General features: G+C 68.2%; 22 protein-coding genes and 1 pseudogene. 16 read left to right on the top strand and 7 right to left on the bottom strand.

What is annotated here, in order from left to right:
* The 5 genes from IV088_RS05145 to cobA all read right to left on the bottom strand — a co-directional run.
* On the bottom strand, window positions 1–280 hold a 280-nt coding region (locus IV088_RS05145; RefSeq protein ID WP_291098646.1), incomplete at its 3' end, for an ATP-binding cassette domain-containing protein.
* A complete protein-coding gene (gene ntrB / locus IV088_RS05140) occupies window positions 277–1,209 on the bottom strand; it encodes a nitrate ABC transporter permease (protein ID WP_291098644.1) in 933 nt (310 codons plus the stop codon). The genes ntrB and IV088_RS05145, both read right to left, overlap by 4 nt.
* Window positions 1,210–1,314: 105 nt before the next feature.
* Window positions 1,315–2,607 (bottom strand): CmpA/NrtA family ABC transporter substrate-binding protein, encoded by a 1,293-nt coding sequence (locus tag IV088_RS05135; protein ID WP_291098641.1) that lies wholly within the window; start codon window positions 2,605–2,607, stop codon window positions 1,315–1,317.
* Window positions 2,608–2,983: 376 nt separating this feature from the next.
* Window positions 2,984–4,246 carry a nitrate regulatory protein gene (locus tag IV088_RS05130; RefSeq protein WP_291098658.1) on the bottom strand — a complete coding sequence of 421 codons (1,263 nt, stop codon included), beginning with the start codon at window positions 4,244–4,246 and terminating at the stop codon, window positions 2,984–2,986.
* 148 nt (window positions 4,247–4,394) lie between these two features.
* On the bottom strand, window positions 4,395–5,228 hold the full coding sequence (cobA, locus tag IV088_RS05125; RefSeq protein ID WP_291098638.1) for a uroporphyrinogen-III C-methyltransferase: 834 nt from the start codon (window positions 5,226–5,228) through the stop codon (window positions 4,395–4,397).
* Between the two features lie 218 nt (window positions 5,229–5,446).
* Here cobA and IV088_RS05120 point away from each other — a divergent pair, with 218 nt between their 5' ends.
* The 11 genes from IV088_RS05120 to IV088_RS05070 all read left to right on the top strand — a co-directional run bounded on the left by IV088_RS05120 (window position 5,447) and on the right by IV088_RS05070 (window position 15,209).
* Entirely contained in the window at window positions 5,447–7,171 is a 1,725-nt protein-coding gene (locus IV088_RS05120) for a nitrite reductase (RefSeq protein ID WP_291098635.1), read from the top strand.
* Window positions 7,172–7,297: 126 nt separating this feature from the next.
* Complete coding sequence (locus IV088_RS05115) at window positions 7,298–7,612, top strand: c-type cytochrome (RefSeq protein ID WP_291098632.1); 315 nt, start codon at window positions 7,298–7,300, stop codon at window positions 7,610–7,612.
* 34 nt (window positions 7,613–7,646) lie between these two features.
* Window positions 7,647–7,973: a cytochrome c gene (locus tag IV088_RS05110; RefSeq protein ID WP_291098655.1), complete on the top strand. Its 327-nt coding sequence runs from the start codon at window positions 7,647–7,649 to the stop codon at window positions 7,971–7,973.
* Window positions 7,970–9,244, top strand: coding sequence for a cytochrome D1 domain-containing protein (locus tag IV088_RS05105; RefSeq protein ID WP_291098629.1), 1,275 nt, complete (start codon window positions 7,970–7,972; stop codon window positions 9,242–9,244). Before IV088_RS05110 ends, IV088_RS05105 begins: the two co-directional genes overlap by 4 nt.
* A gap of 3 nt (window positions 9,245–9,247) precedes the next feature.
* Entirely contained in the window at window positions 9,248–10,273 is a 1,026-nt protein-coding gene (locus IV088_RS05100) for an Lrp/AsnC family transcriptional regulator (RefSeq protein ID WP_291098626.1), read from the top strand.
* Window positions 10,257–10,757 (top strand): Lrp/AsnC family transcriptional regulator, encoded by a 501-nt coding sequence (locus IV088_RS05095; RefSeq protein ID WP_291098623.1) that lies wholly within the window; start codon window positions 10,257–10,259, stop codon window positions 10,755–10,757. The genes IV088_RS05100 and IV088_RS05095 overlap by 17 nt, the downstream gene beginning before the upstream one ends.
* Window positions 10,744–11,226, top strand: a complete 483-nt coding sequence (locus IV088_RS05090) for an AsnC family transcriptional regulator (protein ID WP_291098620.1) — start codon at window positions 10,744–10,746, stop codon at window positions 11,224–11,226. Before IV088_RS05095 ends, IV088_RS05090 begins: the two co-directional genes overlap by 14 nt.
* Window positions 11,227–11,435: 209 nt before the next feature.
* Entirely contained in the window at window positions 11,436–12,599 is a 1,164-nt protein-coding gene (gene nirJ, locus IV088_RS05085; RefSeq protein ID WP_291098652.1) for a heme d1 biosynthesis radical SAM protein NirJ, read from the top strand.
* A 73-nt stretch (window positions 12,600–12,672) separates the two neighbouring features.
* Window positions 12,673–14,202 carry a nitrite reductase gene (locus IV088_RS05080; protein ID WP_291098649.1) on the top strand — a complete coding sequence of 510 codons (1,530 nt, stop codon included), beginning with the start codon at window positions 12,673–12,675 and terminating at the stop codon, window positions 14,200–14,202.
* Window positions 14,203–14,346: 144 nt separating this feature from the next.
* Complete coding sequence (locus IV088_RS05075; protein ID WP_291098617.1) at window positions 14,347–14,919, top strand: cytochrome c oxidase subunit 3; 573 nt, start codon at window positions 14,347–14,349, stop codon at window positions 14,917–14,919.
* A 14-nt stretch (window positions 14,920–14,933) separates the two neighbouring features.
* Complete coding sequence (locus IV088_RS05070) at window positions 14,934–15,209, top strand: cytochrome C oxidase subunit IV family protein (protein WP_291098614.1); 276 nt, start codon at window positions 14,934–14,936, stop codon at window positions 15,207–15,209.
* A gap of 4 nt (window positions 15,210–15,213) precedes the next feature.
* Here IV088_RS05070 and IV088_RS05065 read toward each other — a convergent pair whose 3' ends face one another.
* Window positions 15,214–16,317, bottom strand: coding sequence for a hypothetical protein (locus IV088_RS05065; protein ID WP_291098612.1), 1,104 nt, complete (start codon window positions 16,315–16,317; stop codon window positions 15,214–15,216).
* Window positions 16,314–16,646, bottom strand: a complete 333-nt coding sequence (locus tag IV088_RS05060; RefSeq protein WP_291098608.1) for a metal-sulfur cluster assembly factor — start codon at window positions 16,644–16,646, stop codon at window positions 16,314–16,316. Before IV088_RS05060 ends, IV088_RS05065 begins: the two co-directional genes overlap by 4 nt.
* A 140-nt stretch (window positions 16,647–16,786) precedes the next feature.
* Here IV088_RS05060 and IV088_RS05055 point away from each other — a divergent pair, with 140 nt between their 5' ends.
* The 5 genes and pseudogenes from IV088_RS05055 to IV088_RS05035 form a co-directional block, all read left to right on the top strand.
* Window positions 16,787–17,221, top strand: a complete 435-nt coding sequence (locus tag IV088_RS05055; protein ID WP_236961296.1) for a cytochrome c — start codon at window positions 16,787–16,789, stop codon at window positions 17,219–17,221.
* A 14-nt stretch (window positions 17,222–17,235) separates the two neighbouring features.
* Window positions 17,236–18,690: a cbb3-type cytochrome c oxidase subunit I gene (locus IV088_RS05050; RefSeq protein ID WP_291098599.1), complete on the top strand. Its 1,455-nt coding sequence runs from the start codon at window positions 17,236–17,238 to the stop codon at window positions 18,688–18,690.
* 19 nt (window positions 18,691–18,709) lie between these two features.
* Window positions 18,710–19,522: a CbbQ/NirQ/NorQ/GpvN family protein gene (locus tag IV088_RS05045; protein WP_291098596.1), complete on the top strand. Its 813-nt coding sequence runs from the start codon at window positions 18,710–18,712 to the stop codon at window positions 19,520–19,522.
* A gap of 47 nt (window positions 19,523–19,569) precedes the next feature.
* The gene (locus IV088_RS05040; protein ID WP_291098593.1) at window positions 19,570–20,613 is read left to right on the top strand and encodes a 4Fe-4S binding protein; all 1,044 of its coding nucleotides are present in this window, start codon (window positions 19,570–19,572) and stop codon (window positions 20,611–20,613) included.
* Window positions 20,610–21,404: pseudogene (locus tag IV088_RS05035) on the top strand (VWA domain-containing protein); the annotation flags it as partial. The gene IV088_RS05040 and the pseudogene IV088_RS05035, both read left to right, overlap by 4 nt.

The raw sequence follows: 21,404 nt of genomic DNA, 5'->3' as shown, positions 1-21,404 counted from the left end.
GCAGCGAGTGGTTCTGGAACACCACCGCGCGCTCGGGGCCGGGGCCGGCGATCTCGCGGTCGGCGCAGAGCAGCACGCCGCTGGTGGGCGTGGTCAGGCCGGCGATCAGGTTGAGCAGGGTGGACTTGCCGCAACCCGAGTGGCCGATCAGCGCCACGAACTCGCCCTTGGCCACCGTGAGGTTGATCTCGCGCAGCGCGGGGAAATTGCCCTTCTTGGTCTTGAAGGTCTGCTCGACGTTCTGGATGTCGATGTACTTGGCGTCGTTGCTGTTGCTCATGACTTGACTTCCTCGAACGTGAACAGGGTGGCGATCTTGATGAGCGCGAATTCGAGCAGCAGGCCGACGATGCCGATGACGAAGATCGCGATGATGATGGAAGAGACGTTGAGGTTGTTCCACTCGTCCCAGACCCAGAAGCCGATGCCCACGCCGCCGGTCAGCATCTCGGCCGCGACGATCACCAGCCAGGCCGTGCCCACCGCCAGGCGCACGCCGGTCAGCAGGTAGGGCAGCACGGCGGGGAACAGGATCTTGGTGAAGATCTTCCACTCGCTCAGGTTGAGCACGCGGGCCACGTTCATGTAGTCCTGCGGCACGCGCTGCACGCCCACCGCGGTGTTGATGATCATGGGCCAGATCGAGCAGATGAAGATGGTCCAGATGGCGGCCGGGTTGGCGCCCTTGAACACCAGCAGGCCGATCGGCAGCCAGGCCAGCGGCGACACCGGGCGCAGCAGGCTGATGAGCGGGTTGAACATGCGGCTCAGGAACTCGAAGCGGCCGATGGCGAAGCCGGCGGGGATGCCGACCAGCGCCGCCAGGCCGAAGCCAATGGCCACGCGCTGCAGCGAGGCCAGCACGTTCCAGCCGATGCCTTGGTCGTTGGGGCCTTCGCTGTAGAACGGATCAGAGAACACCTCCAGCGCCTGCGCCCAGGTCTCGGCGGGTTTGGGGATGCCGCTGTTGCTGGTGCTGGCGATCAGTTGCCAGAGCAGCACCAGGCAGGCCAGCCCCAACACGGGCGGCAACACCGCCATCCACACGCCCCGGAAGTCGCGGCTCGCGGCCGAGGGGCGGGCACTGACCACAGGCGCCGCAGGCGCTTCGGTTTGGGGTTTGCTCATGGCTTTGCCAATCGGTGAGTGGGTGCTGGTGACCGGCGGTGCCGAAGCCTCCAGCGGTGAATGAAAAACGGCGCTGACCATGGTGGATGTCCTTTCAGTGCAACGAGAGAGAAATGCCTTCAAGCGAGCGAGATGCCTTCAATCCGGGAACGCCGCGCGAAGCGCGACGCGGGGAGGCATCAAAGCTCAGGCTTTGATCTTGAAACCATCGGCGTATTTCGCCGGGTCCTTGCCGTCCCAGACCACGCCGTCCATCATCTTCACGCTGCGCATGTCCGACTTGGGCAGCGGCGTCTTGCTGGCGCTGGCGGCTTCTTTGTAGACGTCGATGCGGTTGACCTTTTTGGCCACGGCCAGGTAGTCGGGGTGGGTTTTCATCAAGCCCCAGCGCTTGTGCTGGGTCATGAACCACATGCCGTCGCTCAGGTAGGGGAAGTTCACCGAGCCGTCGTTGTAGAACTTCATGTGGTTCGGGTCGTCCCAGGTCTTGCCCATGCCGTTCTGGTAGCGGCCCAGGATGCGCTGGTTGATCGCGTCCACGCCGGTGTTCACATAGGCGCGCTGGGCGATCGTCTCGGCCATCTTGTTCTTGTTCTGCAGACCGGCGTCGATCCACTTGCCGGCTTCCAGGATGGCGGCCGTCACGGCGCGCGCCGTGTTGGGGTTCTTGGCCACGAAGTCGGCCGTCGTGCCCAGCACCTTCTCGGGGTGGTCCTTCCAGATGTCCTGGGTGGTGTTGGCGGTGATGCCGATGCCGTCCATGATGGCGCGGTGGTTCCAGGGCTCGCCCACGCAGAAGCCGTCCATGTTGCCCACGCGCATGTTGGCCACCATCTGCGGCGGCGGCACCACGATGGCGCGCGCGTCCTTCATCGGATCGATGCCGGCGGCGGCCAGCCAGTAGTAGAGCCACATGGCGTGGGTGCCGGTGGGGAAGGTCTGGGCGAAGGTGTATTCGCGCTTCTCGGCGGCCATCAGCTTGGCCAGCGAAGGGCCGTCCACAGCGCCCTTGTCGGCGAGCTTCTTCGACAGCGTGATGGCCTGACCGTTGTGGTTCAGGTTCATCAACACGGCCATGTCTTTCTGCGGGCCCGAGGTGCCCAGCTGCAGGCCGTAGACCAGGCCGTAGAGCACGTGGGCGAAGTCGAGCTCGCCGTTGACCAGCTTGTCGCGCACGCCGGCCCAGCTGGCTTCCTTGGTGGGCACGATCTTCACGCCGTACTTCTTGTCGATGCCGAGTTCGGCGGCCATCACCACGCTGGCGCAGTCGGTCAGCGGGATGAAGCCGATCTTGACCTCGGTCTTCTCCGGGGCGTCGGAGCCGGCGGCCCAGACGCCGCTGTGGCCCAGGGTGGAGAAGAAGGTGGCGGTGGCCGCGCCCTTCTTGATGAAGTCGCGGCGCGAGGCGCTGGCCGGGGCCGGGGCTTCGGGTGCCGGTGCCGTGGTGGCGACGCTCGTGTCGGTGGTGTCTGCGCTCATGTCCAACTCCTGTTGCTGATAAAAAATGCGGTGGCCAAAAACAAAACGGCGCCCATTTCCAGCCCTGCTTGTTGCGAGCTTGAAATGGACGCCGTTGTCCTGTGTCTCGGGAGACGTCGGGGTTTGTGCCGCCATTGGCACAGGTCCCGTTGAGAGCATCTAAGCAGGGAGCGTGCCAGGGCTTGTTTTCTTCCGGCTGTGCGGTCGAAGAAGCTTGATCTGAAAAGAAAAAACCGCCTTCAGTGTGAGGCCGGGTGCGGGCCTCAGGGCGTGTGAGCGGGGCCGGGCCGCGGTGCTGGAGGCATCAGCTTGGTGCGCCGCGGGAGTGGGGCACAGGTTTTGTGCGCCGCAACACCCCGGCGCCTGTCGCACGCGGTCAGCGCCGCCGTTCGGGCAGCACCTCGGCCATGGACAGCACCGCTTCGGCCACGTCGATCAGGCGGCGGTTCTGGTTCATGGCCATCTGGCGCAGGGTCTTGTGGGCCTCGGCCTCGCTGAGGTTGCGGTGCGCCATCAGCAGGCCCTTGGCGCGTTCGACCAGCTTGCGTTCGTTGAGGCTGGCGCGCACGGTGTCGAGCTCGTCGCTGATGGCCTGCAGGCGGCGCGCCTGGTCCTGCACCAGATCGAGGATGGAGCGGTCGAGCTGGTGGCCATAGCCCTGCGTCGGGGTGCTGCCGGCCACGTGGTCGGGCACCGGGTGCAGGAAGAACGAGAGCGGATCGGCCGGCTGGGTGGCGGCGGGGTTGAGGCCCTCGAACGCCAGCAGCTCGTCCAGCGCGGCCTGGGTCTTGTGTTCGCACAGCCGCTGCAGGCTGTGCGCGAGCCGGTCTTCCACCGTTTTCATGCGGTCCATGCGCACGCTGCAGCAGTCGAACCAGGGCTGGCTCTGGTTGGCGTCGAGCGGGCTGCCGTCGGCGGCGGTACAGAGCACGCGGCGCATGCGTTCGAGCTCGGCGCGGGCGGCCACCGTGTCGAGGTCGGCGGTGGCCCAGAGCGTGGCGAGTTCGTCGTTGGCGAATTCCTTGAACACCTGCAGGCAGCGCTCCTGCGAATCGATCAGGTGCAGCAGGCGCTGCTGCTCGGCGCTCTCGGCGCGGCCGCTGGCGTAGAGGGCCGAGCCGGCGGCGCGTTCCTGGCCGGCGAACTCCTTGCCCTGCATGAAGTTGAACAGCGCCACCAGCTGGCGCGAGATGCCGGGGTCGCTGGCGCTGTCGGCGGCCTCGAACACCACCGCCAGCAGGCCGGCGATGAGGCGCACATAGGCCTCGGTGGCCTGCCGTGCCGTCCAGACCTGGGTGTCCACGCGCTCGCGCAGCGCGGGCAGGGCGTCCAGCCCTTGCAGCACGTAGGCGATGCGGCTGAACAGGCGCGCGCCGTGGCCGAGGTGGGCGTCGAGGCCGTCGAAGCAGCGGCGCAGCGCGGTTTCGGTGGCCTGGCTTTCGGCGATCTGCTGCTGGCGCGGTTCGGCGAAGCGGCTGCCCTGCGAGGCAAGGAACAGGTTGGACAGGCCGCGCTCGCGCTGCAGGCCGTGCACCAGCCGGCCGGTCACGTTCACCAGCGCGCTGGTGAGGGCGAGCTGGCGCAAGGCGTCGATTTCGCAGCGCTTGGCGGCGATCAGGAAATTGAGACCCGATTTCAGGGGCGAGGCGGTGGAGGGCATGCTGGTGAGAATGGCAGCAATAAATGTGCCGTCTGCTCCAGCAGGAGGGCCATGTCGCATGGCTGCAGGATGGGGCGCTGATGAGGTCACGGCCTGATTGTCCCGCAGACCGGACGAGCCGGAGGGGTCAGGCGGTTTCGCGTTCGCGCATGGCCACCTGCATCGCGGCGCGGGGCATCAGCTGCGCGCGCAGCGCCACCACCCCGCCGATCATGATGAGCGCCGGCGGGCGCACCTGGTGGCGCAGCGCCAGCGCCGGCAGCTCGGCCACCGTGCCGGTGATGCAGCGTTCTTCGGGCATCGTGGCTTTTTCCACCAGCGCCGCCGGCGTGCCCGGCGGCAGGCCGTGGGCGAGCAGCTGGCGGCAGATCTCGGGCAGGTTGTTCACGCCCATGTAGAGCACCACGGTCTGGCGCGGGCGCGCGAGCATGGCCCAGTCCATGTCCAGGCCGTTGTCGTCGCGCGTGTGGCCGGTGGCCAGCACCAGGGCGCAGGCGTGGTCGCGGTGGGTGAGCGGAATGCCCACCGACGCCGCGGCGCCCTGGGCGGCGGTGAGGCCCGGCACCACCGTGAACGGGATGCCCTCGGCGGCCAGGGCCTGGGCCTCTTCGCCGCCCCGCCCGAAGATGTAGCCGTCGCCGCCCTTGAGGCGCAGCAGCGAGCGGCCACCGCGCGCCAGCTGGACCATCAGGTCGATGATCGAGGCCTGGGGCAGGGTGTGGCGCGAAGACTCCTTGCCCACGTAGATGCGCTCGGCGTCGGGGCTGAGGTGGTCGAGCACGGCCGGGCTCACCAGGTGGTCGTAGAGCACCAGCGTCGCGGCCTGCAGCGCCTTCACGGCCTTGACCGTGAGCAGTTCCGGGTCGCCAGGTCCCGCCCCCACCAGCGTGACGGTGCCGGGCACGGTGCCCTGCGGGGAACGCTCGGGGACCAGCAGGTGGCCGAAGTGAACCAGGTTCATGGGGGTGCTCCGTTCTCGTGGCGTTTCTTCTCTGGACGGAGCCCATTGTTCTGACGCGTTGGTGGCCTGTCCTTGAACCAGTTCAAGGACAGGCTGCGCTCCCCCCTTGACGATCTCTCCTGTTCGCCACGGTCTTGGACAGCAGCCGGGCGAATGGGTCCAAAGCCCCCACAGGGACGGCCACTTCAACAGCTGATCCACGACGGAGAGAGAAACCCATGAAACCCAGAACGATCATTCGCCTGACCACGCTGGCCATGGCCGCGATGCTTGGCGCCGGCGCCTTCGCGCAGACGGCCGACAAGAAGGTCAGCCCGGCCGAGGCGAACTACCAGGCGGGCAGTTCCCCCATCGGCGCCGAGGCCATGGTGCAGAGCGTGAACCCCAAGGCGCCGCCCATGACGCAGACCGAGTTCGACGTGGCGCGCAAGGTGTATTTCGAGCGCTGCGCGGGCTGTCACGGCGTGCTGCGCAAGGGCGCCACCGGCAAGCCGCTCACGCCCGACATCACCGTGGGCAAGGGCACCGACTACCTCAAGGTCTTCATCGCCTACGGCTCGCCGGCCGGCATGCCGAACTGGCAGACCAGCGGCGAGATGACCGAAAAAGAGGTGGACATGATGGCGCGCTACATCCAGCACGAGCCACCGACCCCGCCCGAGTTCGGCATGGAGCAGATGAAGGCGACCTGGAAGGTCATCGTGCCGCCGGAAAAGCGGCCGACGAAGAAGATGAACAACTTCAACATCACCAACATCTTCAGCACCACGCTGCGGGACACGGGTGAGGTGGCGCTGATCGACGGTGACACCAAGAAGATCATCAACATCATCAAGACCGGCTATGCGGTGCACATCTCGCGCCTGTCGGCCTCGGGTCGCTACCTGTTCGTGATCGGGCGCGACGCCAAGATCAACATGATCGACCTGTGGATGGAGCTGCCCGACAACGTGGCCGAGATCCGCACCGGCCTGGAAGCTCGCTCGGTGGAAACCAGCAAATACAAGGGCTTTGAAGACAAGTACGCGATCGCCGGTTCCTACTGGCCGCCCCAGTTCGTGATCATGAACGGCGACACGCTGGAGCCGCTGAAGATCGTGGCCACCCGTGGCATGACGGTCGACAAGCAGGAGTACCACCCCGAACCGCGCGTGGCCTCCATCGTCGGCAGCCACTACAAGCCCGAGTTCGTCGTGAACGTGAAGGAAACCGGGCAGACGCTGCTGGTGGACTACTCCAACATCGACGCGCTCAAGGTCACCACCATCGGCACCGCGCGCTTCCTGCACGACGGCGGCCTGGACTCCACCAAGCGCTACTTCATGGTGGCGGCCAACAACAGCAACAAGATCGCGGCGGTGGACCTGAAGGAAGGCAAGCTGACCAAGCTGATCGACGTGGGCAAGATCCCGCACCCCGGCCGCGGCGCGAACTTCGTCCATCCGAAGTTCGGCCCTGTGTGGTCCACCGGTCACCTGGGTGACGACAGCATCTCGCTGATCGGCACCGATCCGAAGAAGCACCCCAAGGAAGCGTGGAAGGTCGTGCAGACCCTCACCGGCCAGGGCGGTGGCGCGCTGTTCATCAAGAGCCACCCGAAGAGCACGCACCTGTACTCGGACTCGCCGCTGAACCCCGATCCGAAGATCTCGCAATCGGTTGCGGTGTACGACATCAACAACCTCGAAAAAGGGTTTGTCGTGCTGCCGATCGCCGAGTGGGCGGGCATCAAGGACGACGGCGCCAAGCGCGTCGTGCAGCCCGAGTTCAACAAGGCGGGCGACGAGGTGTGGTTCTCGGTGTGGAGCGCCAAGAACAAGGAGAGCGCGCTGGTCATCGTCGACGACAAGACGCTCAAGCTCAAGGCCGTGATCAAGGACCCGCGCCTGATCACGCCGACGGGCCACTTCAACGTGAACAACACCCAGCACGACGTGTATTGACTCCCCCTGCGCCGCTTCGCGGCTTCCCCCCTGAGGGGGGCGGCCCTGGTGGCCCGGCAAAGCCGGTTCCACGGGGCCCTGGGTTGGGGTCACTTCGTCTTCGTTGCGTTTCTTCTGGAGTTCCACATGAAAAAAGTGAATCTGTTGTTGCTGGCGTCGTTTATGGCGCTCGGTTCGGGTGCTGCGTTGGCCGACGGCGATGCGGCGTTGACCAAGGGTGGCTGCATGGCTTGCCACACCAAGGACAAGAAGCTGGTCGGGCCTTCGTTCAAGGACATCGCGGCCAAGTACAAGGGGCAGGACGTTTCGGCCAAGCTGTTCGACAAGGTGCGCAAGGGCGGATCGGGTGTGTACGGCCCGATCCCGATGTCGCCAAACGGTCCGGACAAGATCGCGGATCAAGACCTCAAGGACGCCATCGCGGTGATCCTCAAATCCTGATGCAGTCGGCCAAGCTGTGAAAACCGCTGCTGTCCTGTCCGCGCTGCTGCTGGGGCCTGTGCTGGCCCTGGCGCAGTCGGTTCCTGCGCCCGATGCATCGCGCTCGCGCGAGCTGGTGCGCATGGTGCGGCAGGACTGCGGCTCGTGCCACGGCATGCGCCTGACCGGCGGCCTTGGCCCCGCGCTCACGCGCGAGGCCCTGGCCGAATTTCCTCTCGACAGCCTGGCCGCCGTGATCGTTCACGGTCGGCCCGGCACCCCCATGCCGCCCTGGAGGGCGATGCTCAGCGAGCCCGAGGCGCGCTGGATCGCACAACGCCTGCTCCAGGGCTTTCCTGAAGAAACGGTGACAACACCATGAAGCGCCGTGAATGGCTGGCCGCTGCGGCCACCCTGTCTTCCATCGGCGCGCTGGGCCTGTTGCCCGGTTGCGCCTCACCCGTCTTGCGCGGCACCGGCGACCTGGGCGTGGTCATCGGCCGCGCCAACGGCACGCTGTACCTCGTGGACACCACGGCCCAGGCACTGATCGGCGAGGTGCCCGGCCTGGGCGACCTGTCGCACGCCTCGGTGGTGTTCTCGCGCGACGGCCTGTTCGCCTACGTGTTCGGGCGCGACGGTGGCCTCACCCAGGTCCACTTGCTGGAGCGGCGCATCACCCGCCGCGTCATGCAGGCGGGCAATTCCATCGGGGGCGCGATCAGCGCCGACGGCACGCTGGTGGCGGCACAGAACTACACGCCCGGTGGCGTGAAGGTGTTCGACGCGCGCACGCTGGAGCTGCTGGCACACATCCCGGCCGAGTACGAACCGGGCAAGCTGTCGCGGGTCGTGGGGCTGGTCGATCTGCCCGGCCGCCGTTTCGCCTACAGCCTGTTCGACGCCCACGCGATCTGGGTCACCGACTGTTCGGACCCACGCCACCCCAAGACACAGAAGTTCAACAACATCGGCCGCCAGCCCTACGACGCGCTGGTCACGCCCAACGGCCGCCACTACATCGCCGGCCTGTTCGGCGAAGACGGCCTGGCCATGATCGACCTCTGGGCAGAAGATTGCCCCCAGGTCAGGGCTGCGCCCAGCCCACCCCCCGAGGGGGGCAAGGAAACTTGGGGCGGCCCGGCGTTTCCTTGTCACCCCAAGGTCCAGCGCATCCTCGGCGGCTACGGCAAAGGCCAGGAACCGCTGCCGGTCTACAAGATGCCGCACCTGCGCGGCTGGGCCGTGGCCGGGCGCCGCGCCTACCTGCCCGCGATCGGGCGCCACGAGGTGCTGGTGGTGGACACCGAGACCTGGGCCGAAGTCGGCCGCATCCCCGTGGCCGGCCAGCCGGTGTTCGTGATGGCGCGGCCCGACGGGCGCCAGGTGTGGGTCAACTTCGCCGTGCCCGATTACCACCGCGTGCAGGTCATCGACACGCAGAGCCAGGCCATCGTACAGACGCTGGAGCCCGGCAAGGCGGTGCTGCACATGGAGTTCACGCCGCGCGGTGAAGCGGTGTGGATCAGCAGCCGCGACGACCACCGCGTGAGCGTCATCGACACGCAGAGCTTCGCCACCCGCGCCCGGCTCGACGTGCCCGCGCCCAGCGGCATCTTCTTCACCGCGCGCGCCGCGCGGGTGGGGTTCTGAGCCATGGACGCCCGTTTGCGCCTGATCAACGACTGGCAGCATGGCTTTCCGTTGTGCGCCGACCCGTTTGGTGAGCTGGCCCGCGAAACCGGCCTGGGGCGCGCGGCCGTCATCGAGACCTTGCGGCTGGCGCAGGACGATGGGCGCGTCAGCCGCATCGGTGGCGTGTTCGCCCATGGCTCGGGCGGCGACGCGGTGCTGGTCGCCATGGCCGTGCCCGCACACCGCATCGACACCGTGGCCGCTCTCGTGTCGGCCCACCCCGGCGTCAACCACAACTACCTGCGCGAACACCACCACAACCTGTGGTTCGTGATGACCGGCGCCCACCGCGATGCGGTGGAAGACGGTGTGGCCGAACTCGAAAAGGTGATCGGCCTGCCCGCGCTGCGGCTGCGCATGTTGCGGCCTTACCGCATCGATCTCGGCTTCGATCTGCGCGGCGACACGGCACAGGTGCCGATGCGCCGCACGGCGGACGCACCGAAGACCGCACCCTTGCCGGCCGATCAATGGCCGCTGGCGCGTCTTGTCGAAGCGGGGCTGCCGCTGGTGGATCGACCGTTCGCCGTCTGGGCCGAAGAACTCGATCGCGGTGAAAGCTGGATCACACAATGCATTGACCTCTGGCTGGCCGAGGGTCGGCTCAAGCGCTTCGGTGTGGTGGTGAGGCACCACGAGCTGGGTTTTCACGCCAACGCCATGACCGTGTTTGACGTGCCCAACGACCAGATCGACGCCTGCGGCATGGCGTTGGCCGAACAGGCCGGCGTGACGCTGGCCTACCGCCGCGCGCGGGCCGAGGGCTGGCCGTTCAATCTCTATGCCATGGTGCACGGGACGAACCGCGATGCCGTGAAAGCGGTGATCGATCGCGTGACGCACGCGGCCGGACTGTCGCGGTTTCCGCGCGAAGTGCTGTTCTCCACCCGCCGGTTCAAACAGACCGGCGCGCGCCGTTTCCGTGGTTGGGCTTCGGCACCCGTCGTCGCCGCTGTGCCGGAGGTGCCCCATGCTCTCGCCGGATGACGCCCGCCTGATCGGCTTCCTTCACGGCGGCTTCCCGCTGAGCGACCGGCCCTTCGCCGAGGTGGCCGCCCAGCTGGGCTGCAGCGAAGACGCGGTGATCGAGCGCCTGCAGCACCTGCTGTCGCATGGCGACCTGACCCGCTTCGGCCCGTTGTTCCAGATCGAACGCGCGGGGGGCCGCTTCATCCTGGCCGCGATGGCCGTGCCCGAAGAACGCTTCGACGCAGTCGCGGCCCAGCTGGATGCGATGAACGAAGTGGCGCACAACTACCGCCGCGAATCGGCCCACCCGGACCAGCCCGGCGCCACGCCGCTCAACATGTGGTTCGTGCTGGCGGTCGAGTCGGCCGACCAGATCGGTTCCGTGGTCCAGCGCATCGAGGCGGTGACCGCGCTGCCGGTGTACGCATTCCCCAAGGAGCGCGAGTTCTTTGTGGAGCTGAAGCTGCCTTTGTTCGACGGAGGTGCCCATGGCACTCGATGAACTCGACCGCCGCCTGATCCGCGCCACGCAGTCTGGTCTGCCGCTCGTGCCGCGCCCCTACGAGGCCGTGGGCGCCACGTTGGGCATCAGCGGCGAACAGGTGCGCGAGCGCCTGCAGGCCATGCTCGACGCCGGGCTGATCCGCCGCATCGGCGCCGTGCCCAACCACTACCGCCTGGGCTTCACCGCCAACGGCATGAGCGTGTGGGACGTGGCCGACGACGTGGTCGACGCGCTCGGCGAACGCATCGGCCTGCTGCCCGGCGTGAGCCACTGCTACCGCCGCCCGCGACGCCTGCCCGTGTGGCCCTACAACCTGTTCGCCATGCTGCACGGCCGCTCGCGCGACGAGGTGGAGCAGCAGGCGCAAGAGATCGCTTCAATGCTCGGCGCCGCCTGCCGCTCACACGACATTCTTTATTCGACCGCGATCCTGAAGAAAACAGGACTGCGGCTCTCTGAAAGCTGAACACCATGTTTCGCATCAGCCAGTACATGCGCGAAATCGCCGAAGCCGAACACACCGGCCGCTACCCGGTTCCCGCGCCGCGATTGCGGCAGCAACCGGCTCGAAATGCTTCCGGCGTGAGCGGAAGTTCCACCCAGGACGCCGCCGGGCTGGCTTCGCCAGACGGCCAGCGTCGCCCCCTTGAGGGGGTCGGGCGAAGCCCGGCGGGGGTGGGCCAAGCTTGCGGTCCCGTGGTCATCTGGAACCTCATCAGGCGTTGCAACTTGACTTGCAAACACTGCTACGCGCTTTCGGCCGACCACGAATACGCCGGGGAACTGAGCTGGCATGAAGTTGTGACCGTGATGGACGACCTCAAGGCCTTCCGCGTGCCGGTGCTCATCCTCTCCGGCGGCGAGCCGCTGATGCGGCCCGACATCTTCGACATCGCCAACCGCTCCCGCGCCATGGGCTTCTACACCGGCCTGTCCACCAACGGCACGCTGATCGACGCGCCCATGGCCGACCGCATCGCCGCCACTGGCTTTGACTACGTGGGCATCAGCCTCGACGGCCTGCGCGAGACGCACGACAAGTTCCGCCGCCTCGATGGCGCGTTCGACCGCAGCCTCGCCGCCGTGCGCCTGCTGCGCGAACGTGGTGTGAAGGTGGGCCTGCGCTACACCATGACCGCGCTCAACGCGCACGACTTCGCGCCGCTGCTGGACCTGATGCGCAGCGAGCAGGTGGACAAGTTCTATTTCTCGCACCTCAACTACGCCGGCCGCGGCAACATCCACCGCGGCCAGGACGCGCAGCACCTCGCCACGCGCCAGGCGCTGGACCAGCTGTTCGAGCGCGCCTGGCAGGCCGCGCGCGACGGGCTGGACGAGGAGTACGTGACCGGCAACAACGACGCCGACGGCCCCTACCTGTTGCAGTGGGTGCAGGCCCGCTACCCGCGCTGGGCCGACGCGCTGCGCGAGCGCTTGGTGGCCTGGGGCGGCAACAGCAGCGGGGTCAACGTGGCCAACATCGACAACCTCGGCCATGTGCACCCCGACACCATGTGGTGGCACCACACCATCGGCGACGTGCGCCAGCGCCCCTTCTCGGAGATCTGGAGCGACACCAGCGAGCCGCTTATGGCGGGGCTGAAGGCGTTTCCGCGGCCGGTCGAGGGCCGCTGCGCCAGTTGCCAGCACTTCGCCATCTGCGGCGGCAACACCCGCACCCGTGCGCAGCAACTCACCGGCAACCCCTGGGCCGAAGACCCGGGCTGTTACCTCACCGACGAGGAGATCGGCGCCGTGGCCGGCAGCGACGCGGGCCGGCTCGCGCTCACGCCGTTCCGCAAGGTGCACATCCTGCATCAGGGGGCCAACCATGCCTGATGCCCCAAAGCGCTCATTGCGCGAGGCCTTGGCCAACCTCGCCCGCGCCACGCTGGTGCTGGGCCTGTGCTGGATGGGCGTGGACATGGCCGCCGCACAGTCCATCGATGCCGGGGCCCTGTACCAGCAGCACTGCGCTGCCTGCCACGGCGAGCAGCGCACCGGCCTCATGGGTCCGGCGCTGCTGCCCGAGAGCCTGGAGCGCCTGCGCCCGGCAGAGGCCCTGAAGGTCATCGCGCAGGGCCGGCCGGCCACGCAGATGCCCGGCTTTGCCGCGCAGCTCAGCGCCGCCGACATCGCCGCGCTCGCCGCGCACATCCGCACCCCGGTGTCGCCCGCGCCCGTGTGGGCCGAGGTGGACATCCGCGCCTCGCGCAGCTTCAACCCCGCGCCCGCGGGCGAGCCGGCGAAGCCGCTGTGGAGTGCCGACCCCATGAACCTGTTCGTGGTGGTGGAGGGCGGTGACCACCACATCAGCCTGCTCGACGGCGACAGGTTCGAGGTCATCACCCGCTTCCCCAGCCGCTTCGCGCTGCACGGCGGCCCCAAGTTCACGCCCGACGGCCGCTACGTCTTCTTCGGCTCGCGCGACGGTTGGATCACCAAGTACGACCTCTGGCGCCTGCGCGTGGTGGCCGAGGTGCGCGCCGGCCTGAACATGCGCAACGTCGCGGTCAGCGGCGACGGCCAATGGGTCATGGCCGCCAACTACCTGCCGCACAGCGTGGTGCTGTTCGACGCCGATCTGAACCTGCAGAAGACCTACGCCGCCGCCACGCTGGACGGCAAGCAGACGTCGCGCGTCTCGGCCGTGTACGACGCCACGCCGCGCCACAGCTTTGTGGTGGCGCTCAAGGACATTCCCGAGCTCTGGGAGATCTCCTACAACCCGAAAGCCGAGCCGATCTACGACGGCCTGGTGCACGACTACAAGATGGGCGAGGCCATTGCCAAGCCCGGTTTCCTCGGTGTGCGCCGCACACCGCTGGACGAACCGCTGGACGACTTCTTCTTCGACCAGAGCTACCGTCATGTGCTCGGCGCCACGCGGCCCAAAACGGCTGAGGGCTCGGCCACCGCCCAGGTGGTGAACCTCGACGCGCGCCGCAGAATAGCCGACTTGCCCATCGCCGGCATGCCGCACCTGGGTTCGGGCATCACCTTCGGATGGAATGGCAGCACGGTGCTGGCGTCGCCGAATCTGAAAGGTGGCGCCATCGACGTGATCGACATGAAGACCTGGAAACCGGTCGCCACCATCCCCACGCCCGGCCCGGGCTTCTTCATGCGCAGCCACGAAAACAGCCGCTTCGCCTGGACCGATTCGATGATGAGCCCGACCGCCAGGGACACCATGACCATCATCGACAAGGCCACGCTGCAACCGGTCGCCACGGTGAAGGAACCGGGCAAGACCCTGGCCCACATCGAATTCACCAAGGACGGGAAATACGCGCTCGCCAGCGTGTGGGAGATGGACGGCGCGCTCATCGTCTACGACGCGGCCACGTTCAAGGAGGTCAAGCGCCTGCCCATGAGCAAGCCGGTCGGCAAGTACAACGTGTGGAACAAGATCACGCGCTCCGAGGGAACGTCACATTGACGAAGCCCCCCTGCGCCGCTGCGCGGCTTCCCCCGCAGGGGGACGCAGCCAGTGGCCCGGCGAAGCCGGTTCCACGGCTGCCCTGGGACCAGGCACGCGCTCCGGATATGCGCTCGCTCCATCTCCGTTCGAAGGGCTCTCGCCGTGGCTGAGCGAGCAGTCGCGCCCCGCCTGGCCGGCGACGGCATCGTCTGGCTGCTGGTGCTGGCCGAGCTGCTGACCTTCGGCCTGCTGTTCGTGTCGTTCGCGTTCGCGCGCTGGCGCGAGCCGGAGGTGTTCGCGCAAGGCCAGGCGGTATTGAGCCTGCACACCGGGGCGCTCAACACCCTGTTGCTGGTCGCGGCCAGCTGGGCGGCCGTGCGCGCGGTGCGGGCGTTTGAAGCCGACCGTGGCGACATCGGCGCCCACTGGTTGCTGGTCGCGCTGGCCGGCGCCGTCGGCTTTCTCATCGTCAAGTCGCACGAATTCGTGGGCAAGGTGCAGGCGGGTTTCGACTGGGCCACCGACGCCTTCACGCTGCTCTACACCCTGCTCACGGGCTTCCACTTCCTGCACGTGGTCGTGGGCGCCATCGTGTTCGCGCTGCTGTGGCGCAAGGCGCGGGTCGGTGTCTACGGCCGGGACCACCACATGGGCCCCGCCTCGGGCGCGGTGTTCTGGCACATGGTGGACCTGCTGTGGATGGTGCTGTTCCCGCTGGTCTACGTCGTTCGTTGATGAAAGGGCAGGGCATGCGCCTCACCAGGGTCGACGCCGTTTTCGCGCTGCTGGCGGTCGCCACGCTGGCGAGCGGGTGGCTGGGCGAGGGCGCGGCCGTCAGCGGGCAACACCTGGGCGCGGCCGCGACCCTGGCGGTGCTCGCGCTCGCGGCCTTCAAGGGCGCGCTGATCGCGCTCGACTACATGGAGCTGCGCACCGCGCCCGCGCTGTGGCGGCGCTTGGTGATGGGCTGGCTGGTGGTGGTGATCGGGCTGGTCCTGCTGGCCAGCCTGCTGCTGCGCGCGTGAGCCTTCAGCGCCCGCGCCGCACCGCCCGCACCATCACCGCGCCAAACAGCACGAAGGCCAGCGCGTGGCCCGCGCCCGCCACGGCCAGGCCCGTGGCCCAGCCACTGGGCGCGGCCACGGTGCGCAGCGCCAGGCTGGCGCCCAGCACCGCCAGCGGCAGCAGCGCCCAGCGCGTGGGCTCGGGCCGCCAGCCGGCCAGGGCCGGCAGCATGATGGGCGCGTGGCCGAACACCATGGCCATCACGAAGCCCAGCCACAGCCCGTGCCAGGCCACGGGCTGCCCGGCCAGCCCGAGCCCGGCCGCCAGCAGCAGCCAGACGTAGCCCACCGAGAGGCAGATCGCGGTGTGGCCGGCCCAGCCCTTGGCGCGCCACTGCTTGGTGGCGACATCGAAGCGCAGCAGCCAGAGCGCGAGCGCACCCAGCGCCAGCCACCACAGCGCCATGGCCGCGCCGGTGGCGCCGAACGCCGCCAGCGCCACGGCGAGCGCCAGCGCGCCCCAGCCGGCGAGAAAGGCCTGCGCGCTCCAGCGCGGCAGCCGCACCAGGCGCGTGAGTTCGCGCCGCTCGCCCGCGATGGTCAACACCAGGAAGGCGCTCCAGCCCAGGCGGGCCAGATCGGGCTGACCGAAGGCAAAGCCCAGCGTGCCGGCCAGCAGGGCCACTGCCCCGGAGGCCTCGACCGCGAGCGGGAGCGACATGGCGCGGCGCCAGCCGGCCCAGGCGTACAGCCCCACCAGGCCGGCGGCCGAGACGGCCCACAGCGCCTCGGCCGGCCGCCACCAGCCGCCGCCCCAGGCCAGCAGGCCGCCGATGGCTGCCAGCGCCGGCACCCAGAGGCCGCGGCGCAGCGCCACCGCGCGCTCCAGCGCGATCAGCGTGCCGAAGAAGCCGGCCATCATGACCGCGCCGTGCGCCGCCACCGCCAGGGCGCCGGTGGGGCCGTGGTCGCCCGCGGGCAGGCTGCCCAGGCGCACCAGGCCGCCGCCGAGCGCGCCCAGCAGGTTGAGCACGGCGAGCAGCGCCACCGCCGCGACGGCGACCCGTGGCAAGGGCGGTGGCTCTGCGGGGCGCTGCGTGGCCGCCGATGAGATCGGTTTCGTGTTCACCACCCGAAACGCTCCCGCAGCGCGGGGGCCAGCCGTTCGGGCGACCACTCGGTGTCCCAGTCCATTCGCACGTCCACCGTGGTGCCGGGCGGGCAGGCGCGCTGCACGGCGGTCTGCGCGTCGTCCACCATCACGTCGGCCATGGGGCAGGTGGCGCTGGTGGGGATGAGGGTCACGGCCACGGCGCTGCCGTCGATCCGGACCTCGCCGACCACACCCAGATCCACCAGGTTTTCGCCCATTTCGGGGTCGTCCACCTGGGCCAGGGCGCTCATCACGGCGGCGTGCAGGTCGTCGGGCGGGACGGCGGGGAGGGCTGTGCTGTTCATGCGTTCGGCCTTGTGTGGGGGCGTCTGGCGCCGTTGCAACGAGCTTCCCCGAACAATCTGGGCGCTTCCTTGAACTGGTTCAAGGAACATACCCGAGCAAAAAAGGAGGATACCGCCATCGCCAACCGATGGAGGGTTCCATGAGCCAGAGTCAAAGCGGGTTTACCAAACAGATGGCCCGCAACATGTTTTACGGAGGCAGCGTGTTTTTCGCGCTGCTGTTTGCGGTGATCGTGTTCGACACGGAAAGCCGCATCCCCGAGCGTTCCAACGCCAAGGCCATCACCCCCGCGGTGGTGGCGGGCAAGAAGATCTGGGAAACGCGCAACTGCATCGGCTGTCACACGCTGCTGGGCGAGGGCGCGTACTTCGCCCCCGAGCTGGGCAACGTCTACAAGCGCCGCGGGGGTGATTTCATCAAGGGCTGGATGCAGGCCATGCCCACCGGCGCACCGCACCGCCGCCAGATGCCGCAGTTCAACCTGAACGAGCAGCAGCTCAACGACCTGGTCGAGTTCCTGAAGTGGACCGGCGAGATCAACACCGAGCAGTGGCCGCCCAACATCGAAGGTTGAGAGGAGAAAACACCATGACCATATCCACACTCAAATACCAGAGCCAGTCGGTCTCGAAGCTCTACTTCATCGCCGCCATGGCGCTGTTCGCGGGGCAGATCATCTTCGGCATCGGCCTGGGCCTGCAATACGTGATCGGGGACCTGTTCTTCCCCTACATCCCGTTCAACATCGCGCGGATGGTGCACACCAACCTGCTGATCGTCTGGCTGCTGTTCGGCTTCATGGGCGCGGCCTACTACATGGTGCCCGAGGAGTCGGAAACCGAGCTCTACTCGCCCTTGCTGGCGAAAGTGCTGTTCTGGATCTTCCTGGCCGCCGGCTCGCTCACCATCGTGGGCTACCTCACGGTGCCCTACGCCAAGCTCGCCGAACTCACCGGCAACGACCTGCTGCAGACCATGGGGCGCGAGTTCCTGGAGCAGCCGCTGCCGACCAAGCTCGGCATCGTGGTCGTGGCGCTGGGCTTCCTGTTCAACATCAGCATGACGGCCCTGCGCGGCCGCAAGACCAGCATCACGCTGGTGCTGCTGATGGGCCTCTGGGGCCTGGCGATCTTCTTTCTGTTCAGCTTCGTCAACCCGGAAAACCTGGTGCGCGACAAGATGTACTGGTGGTTCGTGGTGCACCTCTGGGTGGAAGGCGTGTGGGAACTGATCCTGGGCGCGCTGCTGGCCTACGTGCTGGTCAAGACCACGGGCGTGGACCGTGAAGTGATCGACAAGTGGCTCTACGTGATCGTCGCCTTCGCGCTGATGACCGGCATCCTGGGCACGGGCCACCACTTCTTCTTCATCGGCCTGCCCGGCTACTGGCACTGGATCGGTTCGATCTTCTCGGCCATGGAGCCCATCCCCTTCTTCATGATGACGGTGTTCGCCTTCAACATGGTGCAGCGCCGCCGCCGCGACCACCCCAACCAGGCCGCCGTGCTCTGGGCGCTGGGCACCGCCGTCATGGGCTTCCTGGGCGCGGGTCTGTGGGGCTTCGCCCACACCCTGAGCGCGGTCAACTACTACACCCACGGCTCGCAAGTCACCGCGGCCCACGGCCACCTGGCCTTCTACGGCGCCTATGTGCTGGTGGTGATCACGCTGATCAGCTACGCCATGCCCACGCTGCGCGGCCGCATCGCCAACAGCCAGAAGGCCCAGGCGTATGAAATGTGGAGCTTCTGGATCATGACCATCGGCATGGGCATCATGGTGCTGGCCCTCACCGGCGCCGGCATCCTGCAGGTGTGGCTGCAACGCATGCCCACCACCGGCGCCATGAGCTTCATGGCCACGCAGGACCAGCTGGTGCTGTTCTACTGGGTGCGCATCGCCGGCGGCGTGGTGTTCCTGCTCGGCCAGTTCACCTACTTCGCCAGCTTCTTCGTGGGCGGCCAGCACGTGTTGAAGGACAACGCTGCGACCGCCTCCTCGGGCGGCGGCATGCTCGGCGCCCGCCCGGCACAACGCGCCTGAAACCCAGCGAGTGAACGCCATGGACCACAGCGACATCCACCGCCTGGCACAGGTACCGTTCTACGCCGAGCAGGCGGGTGAGGCGACGCTCTTCGAACATGCCTTCCGCCAGCGCCTGCCGGTGCTGATCAAGGGCCCCACGGGCTGCGGCAAGACGCGCTTCGTGGAGCACATGGCGGCCCGCCTGGGCCGGCCGCTCATCACCGTGAGCTGCCACGACGACCTGAGCGCGGCCGACCTCGTGGGCCGCCACCTCATCGGTGCCGATGGCACGGTGTGGGCCGACGGGCCGCTGGCCCGCGCCGTGCGCACCGGCGCCATCTGCTACCTCGACGAGGTGGTGGAAGCCCGCAAGGACACCACCGTGGTGCTGCACCCGCTGGCCGACGACCGGCGCGTGCTGCCCATCGAACGCACCGGCGAGCAGCTGGTGGCGCCGCCCGGTTTCATGCTGGTCATCAGCTACAACCCGGGCTACCAGAACCTGCTGAAAAGCCTGAAACCCAGCACCCGCCAGCGCTTCATCGCGCTGACCTTCGGCTACCCCGCACCGGCGGTGGAGCGCGCCATCATCGAAGCCGAAACCGGCGTGGATGCCGCGCTGGCCGACCGGCTGGTGCAGTTGGCCACGGCCCTGCGGCGCCTGACCGACCACGACCTCGAAGAGACCGCGAGCACGCGCCTGCTGGTGATGGCCGCGCGCCTCGTGGCCAGCGGCCTGCCGCTGCACACGGCCTGCCGGGCGGCCATCGTGGACGCCCTGACCGACGACGCCGAGACCGCGGCGGCGCTGGACGAGGTGGTGTCGGCTGTCATTGCCCCCGTGCGCTGACTTTTTTGCGGCGGCGGCGCTGCGCTCCCTCCTCTGTTTGTCACACCATGCAACGCCGCCGCCTTTTCTTTCAACTCGGCTTCTTCGCGCTGTTCCTGCTGGCCCCCGCGCTGGACCTGCTGCGCTTCGACCTCAATCAAGCCCAGCTCTGGTTTCTGGGGCAGCGCTGGAGCCTGGGCATCGACGCCTTCAAGGCGGGCGAGATCAGCGCCAACGAGGCGGCGATGCGCATTTTCCTGCGCGCCTTCCTGCCCGCCATCGTGGCGGTCGTGGCCTTTCTGGGCGTGGCCTGGCGCTACGGCCGCCTGTATTGCGGCTGGCTCTGCCCGCACTTCACCCTGGTCGAAACGCTCAACACCGCGCTGCACCGTGCCTGCGGCAAGCTCAGCGTCTGGGACCGGCACCGCACCACCCGCGCCGGGGTGAAGCCCTCGGCGCGCTGGTGGCCGGTGTTCGGCGGGCTGTGCCTCGCCTTTGGCTTCATGTGGGCCATCACGCTGCTCACCTACCTGCTGCCGCCCGCGACCATCTGGGGCAACCTGTTCGCTGGCACGCTCACGCCCAACCAGGCACGTTTCCTGGTCATCAGCACCGCCGTGTTCACGGCCGAGTTCGCTTTTGCGCGCCACCTGTTCTGCCGCTTCGGCTGCGCGGTCGGCCTGTTCCAGAGCCTGGCCTGGATGGCGAACCCCAAGGGCATGGTGGTCGCGTTCGACCGCGACAACGCGCGCGACTGCCGCACCTGCACGACGACCACCCATCCACAGGGTTCGGCCTGCGACAACGGCTGCCCGATGCGCCTGCACCCGCGCAACATCAAACGCATGATGTTTTCCTGCGTGCAGTGTGGCCAGTGCCTGGATTCGTGCGATGAAACCCAGACCGCACAAGCGCGCGAGCCACTGCTGCAATGGAAAGTGGGCGCCGATGCGGTGCGCGAAACCCTGCGACAGCGCAAGGCCGAACTGGAACTGGAACACCCCCTGCGCCGCTTCGCGTCTTCCCCCCCTGAGAGGGGGGGACCCCACCAGCAGCCCGGTGAAACCGGTTCTGCGGTGGGTCCCGGAAGCCGTGGGCGCATCCCCTGTTGAATCGGAGCATTGAGATGGAAGAGTGGGTCGGCCAGCAATGGCACCGTTTCATCCACCGCGCGGCAAGCCGCCAGCACGCGCACGCCGCCGTGCACCTGCCTGAGGTGCAGCGCGCCATCGGCATGCTGTTTCGCGCGGCGGGCGGTGCCCACGGCGTGCGCCTGGCGCCCGCCACCGACAGCCGCAGCGGCGGCCCGCGCGACTGGCTGCAGCGCATCGCCGGCAGCGGCACGCACGCGGCCACCGGCCGGCTGGAGACCGAGGCGCTGTCGCTGCCGCCGACCGTGGCCGTGTTCGATGACGTGGCGCTGAACCGCGCGCTCTATCTCTGGCTGGCCGCGCAGGGCGCCTGCATTGAAGCCACCGGCGACTGGCTGGGCGACAACGTGCGCGCCAGCGCGCAGGTGCTGCAGACCTTCCCCGGCCTGGTGGCGCGCCATCTAGATCTGCTGGCGGCCCAGCTCGCGCTGCGGCCCGATCCGGCGCGCCTCAAGGGGGCGGCGGCCGAGGCCGAGCGCACCGTGCAGCAGGCGCTGCGGGGTGCCTTGCCCGCTGCGCGCAGCGGTCTGCAACCGCAGGACGTGGCCCCGGTCTGGCTCTGGCTCGACGCCGGTGGCGAGCCTGCGGCCGCGGTGGCGCGGCCCGATGGCGCACAGGCCCCGGGCGATGCCCGCAAACCCGCGGCCAGCGATGCGCGCCGCCGCCGCGCCCAGGCCGTGAGCGATCAGCGCGACAAGGCGCCGCTGATGATGTTTTTCCGCGCCGAGTCCATCCTGTCCTGGGGCGAGTTC

It is taken from the genome of Hydrogenophaga sp. (genome assembly GCF_018780075.1).
GTDB lineage: Bacteria > Pseudomonadota > Gammaproteobacteria > Burkholderiales > Burkholderiaceae_C > Hydrogenophaga.
Note: the sequence above shows the minus strand (reverse complement) of the source record. Positions and strands in the feature narration are given on the sequence as shown.

Coding starts and splice junctions, on each gene's coding strand:
- IV088_RS05080 (WP_291098649.1), top strand. CDS start 12,673: ATGGGCGTGGACATGGCCGCCGCACAGTCCATCGATGCCGGGGCCCTG.
- cobA (WP_291098638.1), bottom strand. CDS start 5,228: ATGAACCTGGTTCACTTCGGCCACCTGCTGGTCCCCGAGCGTTCCCCG.
- IV088_RS05105 (WP_291098629.1), top strand. CDS start 7,970: ATGAAGCGCCGTGAATGGCTGGCCGCTGCGGCCACCCTGTCTTCCATC.
- IV088_RS05135 (WP_291098641.1), bottom strand. CDS start 2,607: ATGAGCGCAGACACCACCGACACGAGCGTCGCCACCACGGCACCGGCA.
- IV088_RS05100 (WP_291098626.1), top strand. CDS start 9,248: ATGGACGCCCGTTTGCGCCTGATCAACGACTGGCAGCATGGCTTTCCG.
- IV088_RS05040 (WP_291098593.1), top strand. CDS start 19,570: ATGCAACGCCGCCGCCTTTTCTTTCAACTCGGCTTCTTCGCGCTGTTC.
- ntrB (WP_291098644.1), bottom strand. CDS start 1,209: ATGGTCAGCGCCGTTTTTCATTCACCGCTGGAGGCTTCGGCACCGCCG.
- IV088_RS05045 (WP_291098596.1), top strand. CDS start 18,710: ATGGACCACAGCGACATCCACCGCCTGGCACAGGTACCGTTCTACGCC.
- IV088_RS05055 (WP_236961296.1), top strand. CDS start 16,787: ATGAGCCAGAGTCAAAGCGGGTTTACCAAACAGATGGCCCGCAACATG.
- IV088_RS05120 (WP_291098635.1), top strand. CDS start 5,447: ATGAAACCCAGAACGATCATTCGCCTGACCACGCTGGCCATGGCCGCG.
- IV088_RS05060 (WP_291098608.1), bottom strand. CDS start 16,646: ATGAACAGCACAGCCCTCCCCGCCGTCCCGCCCGACGACCTGCACGCC.
- IV088_RS05050 (WP_291098599.1), top strand. CDS start 17,236: ATGACCATATCCACACTCAAATACCAGAGCCAGTCGGTCTCGAAGCTC.
- IV088_RS05095 (WP_291098623.1), top strand. CDS start 10,257: ATGCTCTCGCCGGATGACGCCCGCCTGATCGGCTTCCTTCACGGCGGC.
- IV088_RS05115 (WP_291098632.1), top strand. CDS start 7,298: ATGAAAAAAGTGAATCTGTTGTTGCTGGCGTCGTTTATGGCGCTCGGT.
- IV088_RS05070 (WP_291098614.1), top strand. CDS start 14,934: ATGCGCCTCACCAGGGTCGACGCCGTTTTCGCGCTGCTGGCGGTCGCC.
- IV088_RS05090 (WP_291098620.1), top strand. CDS start 10,744: ATGGCACTCGATGAACTCGACCGCCGCCTGATCCGCGCCACGCAGTCT.